This is a genomic window from Janthinobacterium sp. TB1-E2, from assembly GCF_036885605.1.
Taxonomy (GTDB): domain Bacteria; phylum Pseudomonadota; class Gammaproteobacteria; order Burkholderiales; family Burkholderiaceae_D; genus Janthinobacterium; species Janthinobacterium aestuarii.
The window spans coordinates 3,327,432-3,343,250 of the sequence record NZ_CP142523.1; the positions used below are offsets into that span (position 1 = coordinate 3,327,432).

Here is a 15,819-nt window from a genome sequence, read left to right on the forward strand (position 1 = left end):
TTTTGTCTGTGGAGTGAGCGTGCCATGGACGCGAGCGGGATCGTCAGCATAAAGCTGGGGTCAGTCGCTTCGCGATCGGGATATGCCCCACTGGGGCATATCCCCCCGCCGGGTCTCGGCGACCCCGTCTGACCCCGGATTCTGCCTTGGGCTAGAGGTAATACCCGCCTTTGCTTATTTGGCCCCCAGCAACGGCGCCAGCCGCGGCCAGATATTCCTCAAAATCGTCGGATGCGCATTCGCATTCGGGTGCATGCGGTCGGCCTGGAACAGCTGCGGCTGGTCGGCGATGCCTTCGAACATGAACGGCACCAGTGGCGCCTTCCATTCCTTGGCCAGCTTGCCGTACACGCCGTAAAACTGTTCGCCATAGGCGCGGCCATAGTTGGGCGGCATGCGCATGCCCACCAGCACCACTTGCGCGCCCGATTTTTTGGCTGCCTCGCCCATGGCGCGCAGATTTGCTTCGGCGGCCGCCACGGGCAAGCCGCGCAAGCCGTCGTTGGCGCCCAGTTCGATCAGCACGACATCGGGCTGGTGCTTGGCCAGCAGGGCAGGCAGGCGCGCGCGGCCGCCGCTCGTGGTCTCGCCGCTGATGCTGGCGTTGACGATGCGCGTGTCGTTCTTTTGCGCTTGCAGCCGCTGTTCCAGCAGCGCCACCCAGCCCGTGCCCCGTGCCAGCCCATACTCGGCCGACAGACTATCGCCGAGCACCAGCAGCGTTTTTGGTGCAGAATAGGCGTTCGTCATGCTCGATACCAGCAGCAGGGCTGCCGCAGGAAGCAAGGACAGGGTGCGCCGCCGCATGCGGCTGCTGCCCTCGACACTTATTTGTTCACGAAATTTTTTAAGATAGATCAGCATGCCCGAATTCCCTAAAGCGACTTCCACCAGTTTTCTTCCATCAGACGCGGCGGCCCAGCGGCCCGCCGTACCCAACAGCCAAAATGCCCAGCCGGCCATCGAAGTGGTCCAACTGGCCAAGCGCGTACCCGATGCCGATGGTGAGCTGACCATCCTGCATCAAGTCGATTTTACCGTGCAAACGGCGGAGACGCTGGCCATCGTCGGCGCCTCCGGTTCCGGCAAGTCCACCTTGCTGGGTTTGCTGGCGGGACTGGACACGCCCAGCGAAGGCAAAGTCATCCTCGACGGCACCGATATCTTCGCCCTCGATGAAGACGGCCGCGCCGGTTTTCGCAAGGAAAAGCTCGGTTTCGTGTTCCAGTCCTTCCAGCTGCTGGCCCATCTGACGGCACTGGAAAATGTCATGCTGCCGCTGGAATTGCGCGGCGACCCGGATGCGAAGGAAAAGGCGCAAGCCATGCTGGGCAGGGTCAACCTGGGCAGCCGCCTGAAGCACTATCCGAAATACCTGTCCGGCGGCGAGCAGCAGCGCGTGGCCCTGGCCCGCGCGTTCGTCACGGAGCCGCCGCTGCTGTTCGCCGATGAACCGACGGGCAGTCTCGATGCGGCCACCGGCGAAGCCGTGATCCAGCTGATGTTCGAGCTGAACCGCGAACGCGGTTCGACCCTGGTGCTCGTCACGCACGACAGTTCGATCGCGGCCCGTTGCGGGCGGACGATTACGATTGCGGCGGGTCGGCTGGTGTGATTGTTAGTGGTGGTTGTCGGATTACGCGTTCCGCTAATCCGACCTACCCGGCCTCCGGGGTGTAGCTTGGATTAGCGCAGCGTAATCCAGCACAAGCGCGCCAAATGCCTATGCCGACAAGGCATTGATCAACCTGCGTATCGCAGGGATCAATTCCCCGGCCGTCAGCCCGATCGGGCCGCTGCCTGCGGTCACCAGCGCATCGGCCGCCGCGCCGTGTAGCCAGACGGCGCCTATCGCCGCCTCCCATTCCGGCCAGCCTTGCGCCAGCAGGCTGCCGCACAGGCCGGACAATACGTCGCCCGTGCCGGCCGTCGCCAGCGCGGGGCCGCCCGTGTTGTTGACGACGACCTGGCCGTCGGGCGCGGCGATCACCGTGCCCGAACCTTTCAATACCACGATGGCGCCCAGCTGCGTGGCCAGCTGGCGCGCCGCGCCCAGGCGGTCGGCCTGCACCTCGGCCACCGTCAGGTCGAGCAGGCGCGCCGCTTCCAGCGGATGCGGCGTCAATATCGTCGCCCCCGCGCCCGTGCGCACGGCCAGCGCCGATTGCAGCTCCGGCTCAGCCGCCATCAGGTTCAGCGCGTCCGCGTCCAGCAGCAGCGGGCTGTCGCTGTCAATGGCACGCTGCAGCAGTTCCACCGTCCCGGCCTTATCGCCGAGGCCAGGTCCCGCCACCAGTGCGGCGAAGTGCAAGCCCGAGAAATCGACATCCCTCGCGTGCCGGCACATCAGTTCCGGCTGGCCGCTGTCGAAGGCGGGCGGCGCATCGGGAAACGCGATATACACTCGTCCCGCGCCCGCATGCAGGGCCGTGCGGGCCGCCAGGATGGGCGCGCCGGCCATGCCTTGCGCGCCGCCGATGATGGCCACGCTGCCGTAGCTGCCCTTGTGCGTGTTCTGGCGCCGCGGCAGCAAATGGCGGGCGAACAGGTGCAGGCCGCCCAGCTGCGCCTTCGCCGCAGGCAGCAGGGCAGGGTCGATGGCCAGCGCGGCCACTTCCACGTCCCCCGCATGGTCGCGGCCATTCGCCGTGTGCAGGCCAGGCTTGTCGCCGATGAAGGTGAGCGTATGCGTGGCGCGGATGGCGACGCCGTCGATGGCGCCCGTGTCCGCGTGCAGGCCGCTGGGCACGTCGAGGGCCAGCACGGGGCAATCGAGATTGTTGACCAGCTGCGCCATGTCGCGGCATTCGCCGTCCAGGGGGCGCGAAGCGCCGATGCCGAACAGGCCATCGATGACGAGGTACCATGGCGCCGCGCCCACCGCGGCCGACGCCATCGACGTTGCCGCATCCATGAAGCGCGCGGCGCTGTTGCGCGCGCGGCTCAGCGCCTGCTCGCGTTCGGGCGATGTCGCTTGCGCTTCAGGCGCCAGCCAGACGAGTACCTCCGTGCCGCTGCCGGCCAGGTGCGCGGCCGCTTCCAGCGCGTCGCCGCCGTTGTCGCCGGGGCCGGCCAGCACCAGGACGCGCCGGTGGCCCGCGTCGTCGCCATCGTCCTGGGCATGCAGCAGCTTCAGGGCGGCACTGGCGGCGGCCTGCCCCGCGCGCTGCATCAGCAGCCCTTGCGGCAGGTCGCGCATGGCCGCCTGTTCGATGGCGCGCAGTTCGGCGATGGAATACAAAGGGGCGGCAGAGTCGATCAGGTTCATGGAGCGTGTTCCGTTAGTCAGCATATCTTCAACATAAGGCCGAAGCGGGCGAAAGGCAAGTCGCGCGCGCCTGCGGTGCGCCGTAATTGTGCGGCTACAATAGCCATCTCACATAAGTACGGGGGCAAGGCGATGGACTGGCAATTCTGGATCGACCGGGGCGGCACTTTTACGGACATCGTGGCGCGCCGTCCTGACGGCAGCCTGGCCACGCATAAACTGCTGTCGGAGAACCCGGGCCAGTACCGCGACGCGGCGCTGGCCGGCATGCGCCAGCTGATGGACCTGGCGCCCGGTGCGCCGCTGCCCGTCGAACTGGTGGGCGCCATCAAGATGGGCACGACGGTGGCGACCAATGCGCTGCTCGAACGCAAGGGCGAGCCGACCGTGCTGGCCATCACGCGCGGTTTCCGCGACGCCCTGCGCATCGCCTACCAGAACCGCCCGCAGCTGTTCGCGCGCCAGATCATCCTGCCCGAACTGCTGTATGGCGACGTGATCGAGATCGATGAAAGAGTGGGCGCCCACGGCGACGTCGTGACCCCGCTCGACGAGACGGCCGCGCGGGTGGCACTGGCACACGCATATGCGCGCGGAGTGCGCGCCATTGCGGTCGTGCTGATGCACGGCTACCGCCATCACGCGCACGAGGCGCGGGTGGCGCAGCTGGCGCGCGAAGCCGGTTTTACGCAGGTGTCCGTGTCGCACGAAGTCAGTCCCATGATGAAACTGGTGGCGCGCGGCGACACCACGGTGGTCGACGCCTATCTGTCGCCGATTTTGCGCCGCTACGTCGACCAACTGGCGATGGAGCTGCCCGGCGTGCACCTGCAATTCATGCAGTCGAATGGCGGCTTGACGGATGCGCGCGCCTTCCAGGGCAAGGACAGCATTCTGTCCGGTCCCGCCGGCGGCATCGTCGGCATGGTGCGCGCCAGCGCGCTGGCCGGTTTCGATAAAGTCATCGGCTTCGACATGGGCGGCACCTCCACCGACGTGTCGCATTACGCGGGCGAATTCGAACGCGTGTTCGAGACGCAGATCGCCGGCGTGCGCATGCGCGCGCCCATGATGAGCATCCACACGGTGGCCGCGGGCGGCGGCTCCATCCTGCATTTCGACGGCGCCCGCTACAAGGTGGGGCCGGACAGCGCGGGCGCCAATCCCGGCCCCGCCAGCTACCGGCGCGGCGGCCCGCTGGCCGTCACCGACTGCAACGTCATGCTGGGCAAGCTGCAGCCCGCGTTCTTCCCCCGCGTCTTCGGCCCCGACGCCAATGAAGCGCTGGACGCGGCCACCGTGCGGGCCCAGTTCGAAGCGCTGGCGCGCACGGTATACTCGACGCCGGAACAGGTGGCCGAAGGCTATGTCGCCATCGCGGTTGGCAACATGGCCAACGCCATCAAGCAGATTTCCGTGCAGCGCGGCCACGACGTCACCGAATACACCCTGACCAGCTTTGGCGGCGCGGGCGGCCAGCATGCCTGCCTGGTGGCCGATGCGCTGGGCATGCGCACGGTGTTCATCCATAGCCTGGCGGGCGTGATGTCGGCCTACGGCATGGGCCTGGCCGACCAGAGCGCCATGCGCGAGCGCGCCATCGAGGCGGCATTGGGCGCGGACCTGGCCGGCGATTTCGCGCAACTGGGCGAACTGGCGCGTGGCGACTTGCTGCGCCAGGGCGTGGCACAGGAACGCATCGCGCTGGTGTCGCGCGTGCACCTGCGCTACGAGGGCACGGATTCGGCCCTCGTCGTGCTGTTCGATACGGTGGCCAGCATGCAGGCGCAGTTCGAAACGGCGTACAAAAAACGCTTTTCCTTTCTGATGCCGGCGCGTGCGCTGATCGTCGAAGCCCTTTCCGTGGAAGCCATCGGCGCGTCCGATGCGCCGCAAGTGGCCGCGCCGGCCCATGCGGCGCGCGCGGGTGGGCTGGCGCCCGTGCAGACGGTGGACATGTACTGCGCCGGCGCGTGGCGGCAAAGCGGCCTGTATGCGGCGGACAGCCTGCGTCCAGGCGACATCATCGATGGCCCGGCCATCGTCAGCGACGCCAATGCCACCACGGTCATCGAGCCGGGTTGGCGCGCGGAAGTGACGGCGCACGGCCATCTGGTCTTGCGCAGAGTCGCCGCTTTGCCTGAACGCCGTGCCATCGGGACCAATGCCGACCCCGTGATGCTGGAAATTTTCAATAACCTGTTCATGTCGATCGCCGAGCAGATGGGGCTGCGCCTGCAAAATACGGCCCATTCCGTCAACATCAAGGAGCGGCTCGATTTCAGCTGCGCCATCTTCGACGCGCAAGGCCATTTGATCGCCAACGCGCCGCACATGCCCGTGCACCTGGGTTCCATGGGCGAGAGCATCCGCACGGTCATGACGCGCAATGCGGGCGCCATGCGGCCGGGCGACGTCTACATGCTCAACGACCCGTACCACGGCGGCACGCATCTGCCCGACGTGACGGTGATCTCGCCCGTGTTCGACGAAGCGGGCGGCGCCATCCTGTTCTATGTGGGCTCGCGCGGCCACCATGCCGATATCGGCGGCACCACGCCAGGCTCCATGCCGCCCGACTCCACGCGCATCGAGGAAGAGGGCGTGTTGATCGACAATTTCAAGCTGGTCGACGGCGCCACGGGTTTGCTGCGCGAGGCGGAAACACTGGCCCTGCTGGCGGGCGCCAGCTGGCCGGCCCGCAATCCCCGGCAAAACCTGGCCGACCTGCGCGCCCAGGTGGCGGCCAACCAGAAGGGGGCCGACGAACTGCACAAGATGGTCGCGCATTTCGGTTTGCCGGTCGTACAAGCCTACATGGGCCACGTGCAGGACAATGCCGAGGAAGCCGTGCGCAGGGTCATCACGACCCTGAAGGATGGCAGCTATGCGCTGGACCTCGACAACGGCGCGCAGATCAAAGTGGCGATCAGGGTCGACGCAGCGGCACGCAGCGCCGTCATCGATTTCACGGGAACCTCAAGCCAGCTGCCGAACAACTTCAATGCGCCGTCCGCCGTCTGCATGGCGGCCGTGCTGTACGTGTTCCGCACCCTGGTCGACGACGAGATTCCCTTGAATGCCGGCTGCCTGAAGCCGCTCACGGTGATCATCCCGCCCGGCTCCATGCTCAACCCGCAGTATCCTGCGTCCGTCGTGTCGGGCAATGTGGAAACCTCGACCTGCATCACCAACGCCCTGTATGGCGCGCTGGGCGCGATGGCGGCGTCGCAGGGCACGATGAACAATTTCACGTTCGGCAGCGCCAAATACCAGTATTACGAGACGATATCGGGCGGCTCGGGGGCCGGCCCCGGTTTTGACGGCACGGACGTGGTGCAGACGAACATGACCAATTCGCGCCTGACGGATCCGGAAATCCTCGAGTGGCGCTTTCCCGTGCGGCTCGACAGCTACAGCATCCGCGCAGGTTCGGGCGGGGCGGGGCGCTGGCACGGCGGCAATGGCGGCGTGCGCCGGGTGCGCTTTTTGGAACCGATGACGGCGGCGATCTTGTCGAACAACCGTATCCATCCGCCTTTCGGCATGGATGGCGGTGCGCCTGGCGCGCTGGGGCGCAATTACGTGGAGCGGGTTGATGGCACGGTGGAACACTTGCCCCATATCGGCAAGACCGACATGTGCCCCGGCGACGTGTTCGTGATCGAGACGCCGGGTGGCGGCGCTTACGGCAAGACGGAATAGACCGTGGCTCCGCTGAGCTGCGCGCGTACCTGGCCCACGTCGCGCATGGGCGCGCGGCCGAACTGGCGGCTGTATTCGCGGCTGAACTGCGATTCGCTGGCGTAGCCGACCCGGTAGCCGGCCGTGCCCGCGTCGATCTGTTCGACCAGCATCAAGCGCCGCGCTTCCTGCAGCCGCAGCAGTTTCTGGTACTGCATCGGCGTCATGGCCGTAATCGCCTTGAAGTGGTGGTGCAGCGACGACATGCTCATGTTGGCCATGCCGGCCAGGTGTTCGATGCGCAGCGGCTCGCAATAATTGTGCTTGATCCAGTCGATGGCTTGCCCCACCTGGTGCGACTGGCTGCTGGCCAGCGCCATGTGGCGCAGGCGCGCGCCGACGGGGCCATTGAGCAGGCGGTAAGTCAGCTCGCGGCGGATCAAGGGCGCCAAGGTGGCGATTTCCCCCGGTTTGTCAAGCAGGCGCACGAGGCGCAGCATGGCGTCGAGCAGCTCGGCCGACACGTCGCTGACGGAAATGCCGCGTGTGGCGGGCAGGATTTTCTGCTGCGCCACGTTGTCGCTGCCGCTTTCGCTGTCGAGCAGCGCAGCCACGTCGGCGATGTCGATGCCCAGCACCACGCACAGGTGCGGCTTGTCCACGCTCGCTTCCACCACGCGCACCTGCACCGGCAGGTCGACGGAGGTCAGCAGATACTGCATGCGGCTGTAATGGAAGGTTTCCGTGCCCAGGGTGACGTCTTTCGCACCCTGCGCGATGATGGCCACGCTGGGGCGCGCCGCATGGAACAGCGATTCCGTGACCGAGGACTGGCGGTGGAAACTGAGGTTGCCGATGGCCGTCGTGTAGTCGCCCGTGCGCGGCGCGTGGCGGCTGATCAGGGCGGCGATTTCATCTTGCGGAGTAAGTGGCGTGGACATGGCGTTCAGTATGCGTGAGGCGAAGAAGGGCAGGGGCTGATCTTACGCAGATTTGGAGGATCGTGCAAAGGTCTTGCAGGATCGCGGTAACGGCGGCCGGGCATCTCGGGCACACTTGTGCAATCGCATGCATGGCACGCGTCACCCCTCGCCACACACATCTAGATACAGGAGTTTTCATGACCACCATCGCCAAAGGCTACGCCGCACTGGGCCCGACTTCCGCACTGCAACCGTTCACGTTCGAGCGCCGCGCCCCGCGCGAAGACGACGTGGCCATCTCGATCAAATACTGTGGCGTGTGCCATTCCGATATCCACCAGGCGCGCGACGAATGGGGCGGCGCTGCTTTCCCGATGGTGCCCGGCCATGAAATCGCCGGCGTCGTCACGGCCGTCGGCGCCAACGTCAGCAAGTTCAAGGTGGGCGACCACGTGGGCGTGGGCTGCTTCGTCGATTCCTGCACCACCTGCAAGACGCGCAACGTGGACCTGGAACAGTACATGCCAGGCCTGATCCAGACCTACAACGGTCTGGAAGCGGACGGCAAGACGGCCACGCAGGGCGGCTACTCGGACAGCATCGTCGTCAAGGAAGGCTATGTGCTGTCGATTCCCGACAACCTGCCGCTGGACGCCGCGGCGCCGCTGCTGTGCGCCGGCATCACCCTGTATTCGCCGCTGAACCACTGGAAGGCCGGTCCTGGCAAGCAGGTCGCCATCCTGGGCATGGGCGGCCTGGGCCACATGGGCGTGAAAATCGCCCACGCCATGGGCGCCGAAGTGACGGTGCTGAGCCAGACTTTGTCGAAGCGCGAAGACGGCCTGCGCCTGGGCGCTGACCATTACTACGCCACCAACGACGCGGAAACGTTCACCAAACTGGCCGGCACGTTTGATCTGATCATCTGCACCGTGGGCGCGTCTATCGACTGGAACCAGTACATCAACCTGCTGAAAGTCGACGGCAACATGGTCATCGTCGGCATCCCCGACGGCGCCGTGCCGCCGATCAGTGCCTTCGGCCTGGTGGGCGCGCGCCGCAGCCTGTCCGGCTCCATGATCGGCTCGATCAAGGAAACCCAGGAAATGCTGGATTTCTGCGGCAAGCACAATATCGTGTCGGACATCGAGATCATCCGCATCCAGGATATCAATGAGGCGTTTGAGCGGGTGGTCAAGAGCGATGTGCGCTATCGCTTCGTGATCGACATGGCATCTTTGTAACGCTCGAGAAAAAGCCCAGGGCGTTGTTACCGCGTCTCGCCGTACTATTCGTACTGTCTTCGACGCGGCGCCTAGCCCTGGGCATTTTTCGGGCGTTCCAACCGGTATGTTTTAAAAGCAAAAACGGCTGCTATCTGGTTGACCTGTGTTTGTTGGATTACGCGCTTTGCGCTAATCCAACCTACGCACTACGCATATCCAGCAGTCCGGTAGGTCGGATTAGCGCGCAAGCGCGTAATCCGACACCCCCGTCAACTCCCATCCTCGCCAAAAATCAAGCTCCCGCGTCAATTTTTCTTTCCTTGCATCAAAAATCGGCATAAAATGAAACCGTACAGTACAGTTTCACTACGTAGATTTGAAAAAACCAGCCATCCCCGGCGTATTTGCCTGGGCAGGGGAGGCGTCATGGATAAAAAATGGACACTTCAGTAAATAAAGGAGCGCCGGCGATCCCGGCGGTCTTCAGGGGCAAGCGGCTTGCCTTGACGGTTTTCGGCATCTTTCTCGGATTTTCCGGCCTGGCCCTGGCCGCCGGCGGCATCGAACTCATTACCCTCGGCGGTTCCTGGTACTACCTGCTGGCCGGTCTCGGCCTGCTCCTCGCTGGCGTGCTGTATCTGCGCCGCAAACCGCTGGCGAGCGGCATCGTCGCCGCGCTGGTCATCGCCACCCTGGTCTGGGCCGTGTGGGAAATCGGCTTCGCCTTCTGGCCCATGGTACCGCGCCTGGCGCCGTTCCTCGTCATCGGCCTGGTGGCCGCCTTGCTGCATCCGTGGCTGGTGGGGCGCAAGCACACCGGCCAGTCGCGCGGTTTCGCGGCTCTGGTTGCCGTCGTGCTGGTGGCCGGTTTCGCCGCCATGTTCAAGCCGCATGGCGTGCTTGAGGCCACCGTGCAGCCGCAGCAGGATGCGCTGGCGGCGGTGAACGGTGGCAGCGCCAACTGGGCGCACTACGGCTATGGCCCGAAGGGCACGCGCTTCGCGCCGTACACGCAGATCGACAAGCAGAATATCGACAAGCTGCAAGTGGCGTGGACCTACCGCTCGGGCGAACTGGCCGAAGGCGCGTCCGAATCGCAAAACACGCCGCTGCAGATCGGCGACACCATCTATACGTGCACGCCGACGAGCAAGGTCATCGCGCTCGATGCCGATACGGGCAAGGAGCGCTGGACCTTCGACCCGAAGCCGGCCAACATCAAGACGTGGAACCGCTGCCGCGGCGTCGGCTATTACGAGCCGGCGAAGGTGACGAATCCGTTCCGTTTTGACGGCATGCAGGCGGCCAGCGCGCCTGTCGCGGGAGCGTGCGCCAAGCGTATCGTGCAAGTGACCATGGATGCGCGCCTGATCCAGATCGACGCGCAGACGGGCAAGCAGTGCGAAGGCTTCGGCGACAAGGGCTCGGTCGACCTGACCGTCGGCCTGGGCAAGGTCAAGATGAACGTGCCGTACTACGCCTACACGTCCGCGCCCACGGTGGCGCGCAACCTGATCATCCTCGGCGGCTGGGTGTTCGACGGCCGCTCTACCGATGAACCATCGGGCGTCGTGCGCGCCTACAGCGCCGACACGGGCGAACTGGTGTGGGCCTGGGACCTGGGCAATCCCGCCATCACCAAGCTGCCGCCGGAAGGGCAGACTTACACGCGCAGCACGCCGAACATGTGGTCGGCGCCCGCATTCGACGATGCACTGGGTCTGGTCTACCTGCCGACGGGGAACGAGCAGCCGGACTTCTGGGGTGGCAAGCGACCACCGCTGACGGAAAAATACGCATCGGCCATCGTTGCCCTCGACATGGCCACGGGCCGTGAACGCTGGACGTATCAAACCGTCCACCACGATATCTGGGACTACGACGTGGCAGCGCAGCCGGCCCTGTACGACGTCCCGGACGGCAAGGGAGGCAAGATCCCCGCGCTGGTGCAGCTGACCAAGCGTGGCCAGATCTTCATGCTGGACCGCCGCACGGGAAAACCGATTGCGGAAGTCGTGGAAAAACCCGTGCCGCAAGAGCACGCGGCCGGCGACTGGGTGTCGAAAACGCAGCCATACTCGACGGGCATGCCGGCCCTCGGCGCGGAAACGCTCACGGAGCGCGACATGTGGGGCGCCACTTTCTTCGACCAGCTGGCCTGCCGCATCAGCTTCCGCAAGCTCAATTACCAGGGCGAGTTCACGGCGCCAAGCACGAAAGAGACCTTGATCTATCCCGGCTATTACGGCGGCTTCAACTGGGGCGGCGCGGCCGTCGATGAAAGCAATGGCTATATGTTCGTCAACGATATCCGCATGCCGCAAGTGGTCAAGCTGGTGCCGCGCGAAACGGTGGACGTGGCCAAGCTGACGGCTGGCCACGGCGTGGGCAGCACCTATCCGATGGATGGCACGCCGTTCGTCATCGACCACAAGGCCTTCAATTCGCCGCTGGGCATACCGTGCCAAAGCCCGCCGTGGGGCGTGTTTGCCGCCATCGACCTCAAGACGAAGAAAAAAGTGTGGGAGCGTCCGGCCGGCACGGTGCAGGATGCGGTGGTCAATGGCGTCAAGGCGAGGCTGCCCATCCCGCTCGGCATGCCGACCCTGGGCGGCGGCATGAGCACGGCGTCCGGCCTCGTGTTTTATGCGGGCACGCAGGATTACTATTTGCGCGCCATGGACATCGCCACCGGCCATGAAGTGTGGAAGGCGCGCATGCCCGTCGGTTCGCAAGGCACGCCGATGACCTATGTGTCGCCCAAGTCGGGCCGCCAGTACGTCGTGGTGGTCGCAGGCGGCGCCCGCCAGAGCCCGGACCGTGCGGATTACGTGATAGCATACGCGCTTCCCAAGACACAGTAAGAGTTTGCTTCATGCCCCAGTTGCGCACCGTTCCAGCTTCCCCGAGTACCCGAAGCGAGGAGCGGCGGCGCAAGCTGCTGGTGGCGGCATCCAGACTCTTTCTTGACTCCGGCTACGACGGCGTCAGCATGGACGCCATCGTGGCCGAGGCGGGCGGCTCGAAAGCCACCGCCTACCGCTACTTCGGCAGCAAGCAGGAACTGCTGGTGGCCGTGGTCGAATACCTGTGCGCCGACTTCATCATCGCGCTGCGCCAGCTCGATACGTCGCAAGCGGGCCTGGAACAGGGCTTGCAGCTGATCCTCGATGAACTGGTGGCCGTCGTCACCAGCCCCCGCCACGTGGATTTCTACCGCCTCGTCGTCACGGGCGCCGCCGCCGTGCCAGCCGTGGGCCAGACCTGGTACGAGCACGGCCCTCAAGTGTGGCACGCATTGATCCTGCGCCTGCTGGAACAGCAGCGCACCCGGGGCCGCATCGCGCCCGACACCTCGTTTTCCAACCTGCCGCAAATCCTGTTCGACGCTGTTTTTTCGCATCTGACCACGCGTACCGTCATGCTGGGGCAGGGCGGTAATGCGGCCACGTTCCGGCCGCTGATTGCGGAGTTGATTGAGCTGGTGGTGGCGCGGGTGGAGCGTGGGGCGGATTAGCGGGGCCATAATCCGACTGTGCTGAAAGGTGAGCAGCTGAAGCCGTCGGGCAGCATTGCATTAGTCATAGCATCAGTCCTGTTCGCCATCTTATCCCTGGCCGTCGTGTTCGTCTGCTTTCGCCCCAGAGTGTGTGAAAACGCACCCCAATGTAAACGAGATTTTTTCTGAAGCGTTAATAGCTCATTTGACGTAATCAGGAGAGCAGGATGAAGCGTTTTGTCGAGGGAACCGACCGCAGCCAGAGTGTTCTCTTTCCCGAGCATCTGGATGACTACGTTGCAGAGGACAATATCGTTCGGATTGTAGAGGCATTCATTGAAGCGCTTGATCTCAGGACCCTTGGCTTTGCCGGTGCCGACCCGGCACGCACCGGTCGCCCGTCCTACCATCCTGCAGTTCTCCTTGGTATTTACATCTATGGTTACCTCAATCGAATCCAGTCCAGCCGCCGCCTGGAGCGTGAGGCGCAGCGTAATGTCGAACTGATGTGGTTGACCGGGAGGCTATCTCCCGACTTTAAAACCATCGCTGACTTTCGCAAAGATAACGGCCCCGCCATCTGCAAAGTGTGCCGCCAATTCGTCCAGGTATGTCGCAGGCTTGATGTTTTCTCGGATAGCAGCGTGGCAATCGATGGCAGCAAGTTCAAAGCGGTAAATAATCGCGACCGAAACTTCACCAACAACAAGCTGGAAGCCCGCATTGAGCAGATCGAGGAAAGCATCAAGCGCTACATGGACGAGCTTGATCGCGCCGACCGTGATCCTGCGCTTGTCCCCGCAACTCGCGTGATGCGTATTAAAGAAAAAATCGCAGGTCTGAAAGAGCAGATCGAAAGCCTGGGTGAGCTCGACAAGAAATTGAAGCAGACGCCAGATCAGCAGATTTCGCTGACTGATCCTGATGCACGCTCGATGTCGACCAGCGGACGCGGAACCGCCACCGTCGGATACAACGTGCAATCTGCCGTCGACACAAAGCACCACTTGATCGTGGCGCATGAAGTCACCAACATAGGAAATGATCGCGCCCAGCTGGCGTCAATGGCAAAGCAAGCCAATGAGGTGATCGGTCTGAAGCATCTAGAAGTGTACGCTGATCGCGGCTATTACAGCGGTCCCGAAATTTTGGCGTGCGAGGAATCGGGGATGGTGCCATTAGTTCCTAAACCGCTCACTTCGGGCAATCGTGCAAAGGGGCTATTCGATAAACGCGACTTCCGATATCTGCCCGAGAGCGACGAGTTCCAATGTCCTGCTGGAGAACGTGCAATCCGACGATTCAGCACGCTAGAAAAAGGGCTGCTGTTTTACAAATACTGGTCGTCATCTTGTCCCAAGTGCCTGATGAAATCTCAGTGCACCACCGGCGCAAATCGCCGTATCGCCCGCTGGGAGCACGAAGACGCCCTCGATAGGATGAGCAAGCGGATAGCTGAGCACGGAGACGTCGCGAGAATCAGGCGGCAAACAGTCGAACATCCATTCGGTACGTTAAAAGCTTGGATGGGTGCTACACATTTTTTAACTCGAACGTTACCACGCGTGAAAACAGAGATGAGCTTACATGTTCTAGCCTACAACTTGAAACGCATGGTGAACATCATGGGAAATCAGGGGCTGAAAGCGGCGTTGTTGGGGGCGTGAGCCCTTTTTAACTTCGACTCGCACGTCGGGGAAAATCGGAGGCTTGCACGGAGCGGCCGCTCCCGATACAAAAACTCGGGTTTTCACACAGCCTGGCCCCGAAGCGGACCTTCAAAGTTCGTTTGCGGTCTGTTGAAATTGGCGTGGGATTGAAGCATTTGATCTCACGTATGCTTGAAGGCTGCCACAACCGGCATTCAAATGAATGCTTGCTCGCCGTGCTATGCTTTGCCCATGAAAACCGCACACATCGACGTTCGTCGGCACATCCCATACCAGGCCAGGGCTGCATGAAGAACGAGTACACTTTTGCGGCGCTGGCAAAGCAGGAAGTCGCGCCGGGACCGGATGCCGATGCGCTGTTTTTCAGCATGCTGGCGCCGGTCCTGCGCGGCGGCCCGCTGGTCGCATACGATTCGATGACCGACTTGCGGATGCAGTTGACGGCGCCAGCATATTACGTGGCCCACAAGCTGGTCGCACATGCCGGCAAGCGCGTTATCTTCCAGGGCCGTGTGGCGCAGGCCAGCGTCACTGAGCTGCTGGTATTTCTTGATGCGGCAGTGGCAAGTGGCGACCTGCGCCCCTTGCTGCTTGCGCCCGTGTTCGAAGGAACACCGGCGCAGGTGATACATATTAATGGAGATGTGCTGCACGTCTACGCTGCAATACCGGGGATAAAGCGGCAGGTCTGACCAATATCCTGCCGTCCTGATCGAGGACATGCTCAAGCAAAACCGCGGCGACTGACCGTCCGCTTTTGGCCTATTGTGTTGAAGAAGTCGATCGGCAACAATTTCGGGAGGTCTCAGACCTCCAAACAGTCGGAGATCGTTCAATAGCGGCGGTTCTGGCCAGTCTAGGCTGTCAGAATTTCTAGCTAAACGTCAACCTACCCGCGTTTTTCAACACGATAGGCCGGTAGCAGGCGGTGGAGTAACCGAGGTTCATGTCAGGCTTCCAGAGGCTTGCCATCGATAAGTACGCGAAACCGTTCACCTGAAAACCCCGCCCGGTGGCTACCGTAAATGGCCTTCCCGATAGATTCATACCATTTGGAATCGGTGGCCTCGACAGAAACTGCCATGTCCGGGTTCTCGGCGGAGATTTTCTCAAGAGCTTCCGCGACCTCAGTTGTTGAATGTAGTTTGACGCCATTCAAGTCTACGCCACTATTATCGGAAATTGGCAAAACAATCATCTTGTCCAAATCGATGCTCCAGGAAGAAGGATGTTTCAGTTTTTACATCGGCGAACGGTGGCTTCTGGCCGATCTCGGTCGAATTAGCGATGCAACTCGAGCACTACATCTTCAGGTCGAAACGCAACTAGCCATTGTGTAATACCGTGTGCATCACTGCATTCCAACTCGTAACCCGGAGGTGATGAGTAAATTTCAATGATGGTTGCGACGTCAGCGATTGCAGGACGCCGAAGATTGAATGCATCAGAAAATGTGGCCTGTTGCACGTTGAATGCCACAATCTTAACTACATCGTATTGCATAAATTTCATAATTGAACCGATCATTGAACGGCTGCTCTTGGCCGGA

Annotated in this window: 11 protein-coding genes; 7 read left to right on the forward strand and 4 right to left on the reverse strand. The window is 62.9% G+C overall.

Annotated elements, in window-relative coordinates; genetic code table 11:
* Nucleotides 1-174: 174 nt before the first annotated feature.
* Entirely contained in the window at nucleotides 175-864 is a 690-nt protein-coding gene (locus OPV09_RS14765) for an arylesterase (protein ID WP_080698539.1), read from the reverse strand.
* On the opposite strand from OPV09_RS14765, the gene OPV09_RS14770 reads away from it, so the two are divergent.
* Complete coding sequence (locus tag OPV09_RS14770; protein ID WP_425323989.1) at nucleotides 863-1,615, forward strand: ABC transporter ATP-binding protein; 753 nt, start codon at nucleotides 863-865, stop codon at nucleotides 1,613-1,615. The two genes, OPV09_RS14765 and OPV09_RS14770, sit on opposite strands and share 2 nt — an antisense overlap.
* A 108-nt stretch (nucleotides 1,616-1,723) precedes the next feature.
* Here OPV09_RS14770 and OPV09_RS14775 read toward each other — a convergent pair whose 3' ends face one another.
* Nucleotides 1,724-3,268, reverse strand: a complete 1,545-nt coding sequence (locus tag OPV09_RS14775; RefSeq protein WP_338678591.1) for an NAD(P)H-hydrate dehydratase — start codon at nucleotides 3,266-3,268, stop codon at nucleotides 1,724-1,726.
* A gap of 132 nt (nucleotides 3,269-3,400) precedes the next feature.
* Between OPV09_RS14775 and OPV09_RS14780 the strand changes: the two genes are divergently transcribed.
* Nucleotides 3,401-6,973 (forward strand): hydantoinase B/oxoprolinase family protein, encoded by a 3,573-nt coding sequence (locus OPV09_RS14780; RefSeq protein WP_338678592.1) that lies wholly within the window; start codon nucleotides 3,401-3,403, stop codon nucleotides 6,971-6,973.
* Here the strand turns inward: OPV09_RS14780 and OPV09_RS14785 are convergent.
* Nucleotides 6,955-7,893, reverse strand: a complete 939-nt coding sequence (locus OPV09_RS14785) for an AraC family transcriptional regulator (RefSeq protein WP_338678593.1) — start codon at nucleotides 7,891-7,893, stop codon at nucleotides 6,955-6,957. The genes OPV09_RS14780 and OPV09_RS14785 overlap by 19 nt on opposite strands.
* A gap of 179 nt (nucleotides 7,894-8,072) precedes the next feature.
* Between OPV09_RS14785 and OPV09_RS14790 the strand changes: the two genes are divergently transcribed.
* The 5 genes from OPV09_RS14790 (at nucleotide 8,073) to OPV09_RS14810 (ending at nucleotide 14,962) form a co-directional block, all read left to right on the forward strand.
* Entirely contained in the window at nucleotides 8,073-9,119 is a 1,047-nt protein-coding gene (locus OPV09_RS14790) for an NAD(P)-dependent alcohol dehydrogenase (protein WP_072453737.1), read from the forward strand.
* 419 nt (nucleotides 9,120-9,538) lie between these two features.
* A complete protein-coding gene (locus OPV09_RS14795) occupies nucleotides 9,539-11,965 on the forward strand; it encodes a membrane-bound PQQ-dependent dehydrogenase, glucose/quinate/shikimate family (RefSeq protein WP_338678594.1) in 2,427 nt (808 codons plus the stop codon).
* An 11-nt stretch (nucleotides 11,966-11,976) separates the two neighbouring features.
* A complete protein-coding gene (locus OPV09_RS14800) occupies nucleotides 11,977-12,618 on the forward strand; it encodes a TetR/AcrR family transcriptional regulator (protein WP_257620460.1) in 642 nt (213 codons plus the stop codon).
* A 209-nt stretch (nucleotides 12,619-12,827) separates the two neighbouring features.
* Nucleotides 12,828-14,267 carry an IS1182 family transposase gene (locus tag OPV09_RS14805; protein WP_338678595.1) on the forward strand — a complete coding sequence of 480 codons (1,440 nt, stop codon included), beginning with the start codon at nucleotides 12,828-12,830 and terminating at the stop codon, nucleotides 14,265-14,267.
* A gap of 290 nt (nucleotides 14,268-14,557) precedes the next feature.
* Entirely contained in the window at nucleotides 14,558-14,962 is a 405-nt protein-coding gene (locus OPV09_RS14810; protein ID WP_338678596.1) for a hypothetical protein, read from the forward strand.
* A 257-nt stretch (nucleotides 14,963-15,219) separates the two neighbouring features.
* On the opposite strand, the gene OPV09_RS14815 is transcribed toward OPV09_RS14810, so the two are convergent.
* Complete coding sequence (locus tag OPV09_RS14815) at nucleotides 15,220-15,477, reverse strand: hypothetical protein (protein ID WP_338678597.1); 258 nt, start codon at nucleotides 15,475-15,477, stop codon at nucleotides 15,220-15,222.
* Between the last annotated feature and the right edge of the window lie 342 nt (nucleotides 15,478-15,819).

What these genes read in the sequence shown, in the direction of transcription:
- OPV09_RS14810 (WP_338678596.1), top strand. Translation starts at nt 14,558, where the DNA reads ATGAAGAACGAGTACACTTTTGCGGCGCTGGCAAAGCAGGAAGTCGCG.
- OPV09_RS14800 (WP_257620460.1), top strand. Translation starts at nt 11,977, where the DNA reads ATGCCCCAGTTGCGCACCGTTCCAGCTTCCCCGAGTACCCGAAGCGAG.
- OPV09_RS14770 (WP_425323989.1), top strand. Translation starts at nt 863, where the DNA reads ATGCCCGAATTCCCTAAAGCGACTTCCACCAGTTTTCTTCCATCAGAC.
- OPV09_RS14795 (WP_338678594.1), top strand. Translation starts at nt 9,539, where the DNA reads ATGGACACTTCAGTAAATAAAGGAGCGCCGGCGATCCCGGCGGTCTTC.
- OPV09_RS14765 (WP_080698539.1), bottom strand. Translation starts at nt 864, where the DNA reads ATGCTGATCTATCTTAAAAAATTTCGTGAACAAATAAGTGTCGAGGGC.
- OPV09_RS14785 (WP_338678593.1), bottom strand. Translation starts at nt 7,893, where the DNA reads ATGTCCACGCCACTTACTCCGCAAGATGAAATCGCCGCCCTGATCAGC.
- OPV09_RS14780 (WP_338678592.1), top strand. Translation starts at nt 3,401, where the DNA reads ATGGACTGGCAATTCTGGATCGACCGGGGCGGCACTTTTACGGACATC.
- OPV09_RS14775 (WP_338678591.1), bottom strand. Translation starts at nt 3,268, where the DNA reads ATGAACCTGATCGACTCTGCCGCCCCTTTGTATTCCATCGCCGAACTG.
- OPV09_RS14805 (WP_338678595.1), top strand. Translation starts at nt 12,828, where the DNA reads ATGAAGCGTTTTGTCGAGGGAACCGACCGCAGCCAGAGTGTTCTCTTT.
- OPV09_RS14790 (WP_072453737.1), top strand. Translation starts at nt 8,073, where the DNA reads ATGACCACCATCGCCAAAGGCTACGCCGCACTGGGCCCGACTTCCGCA.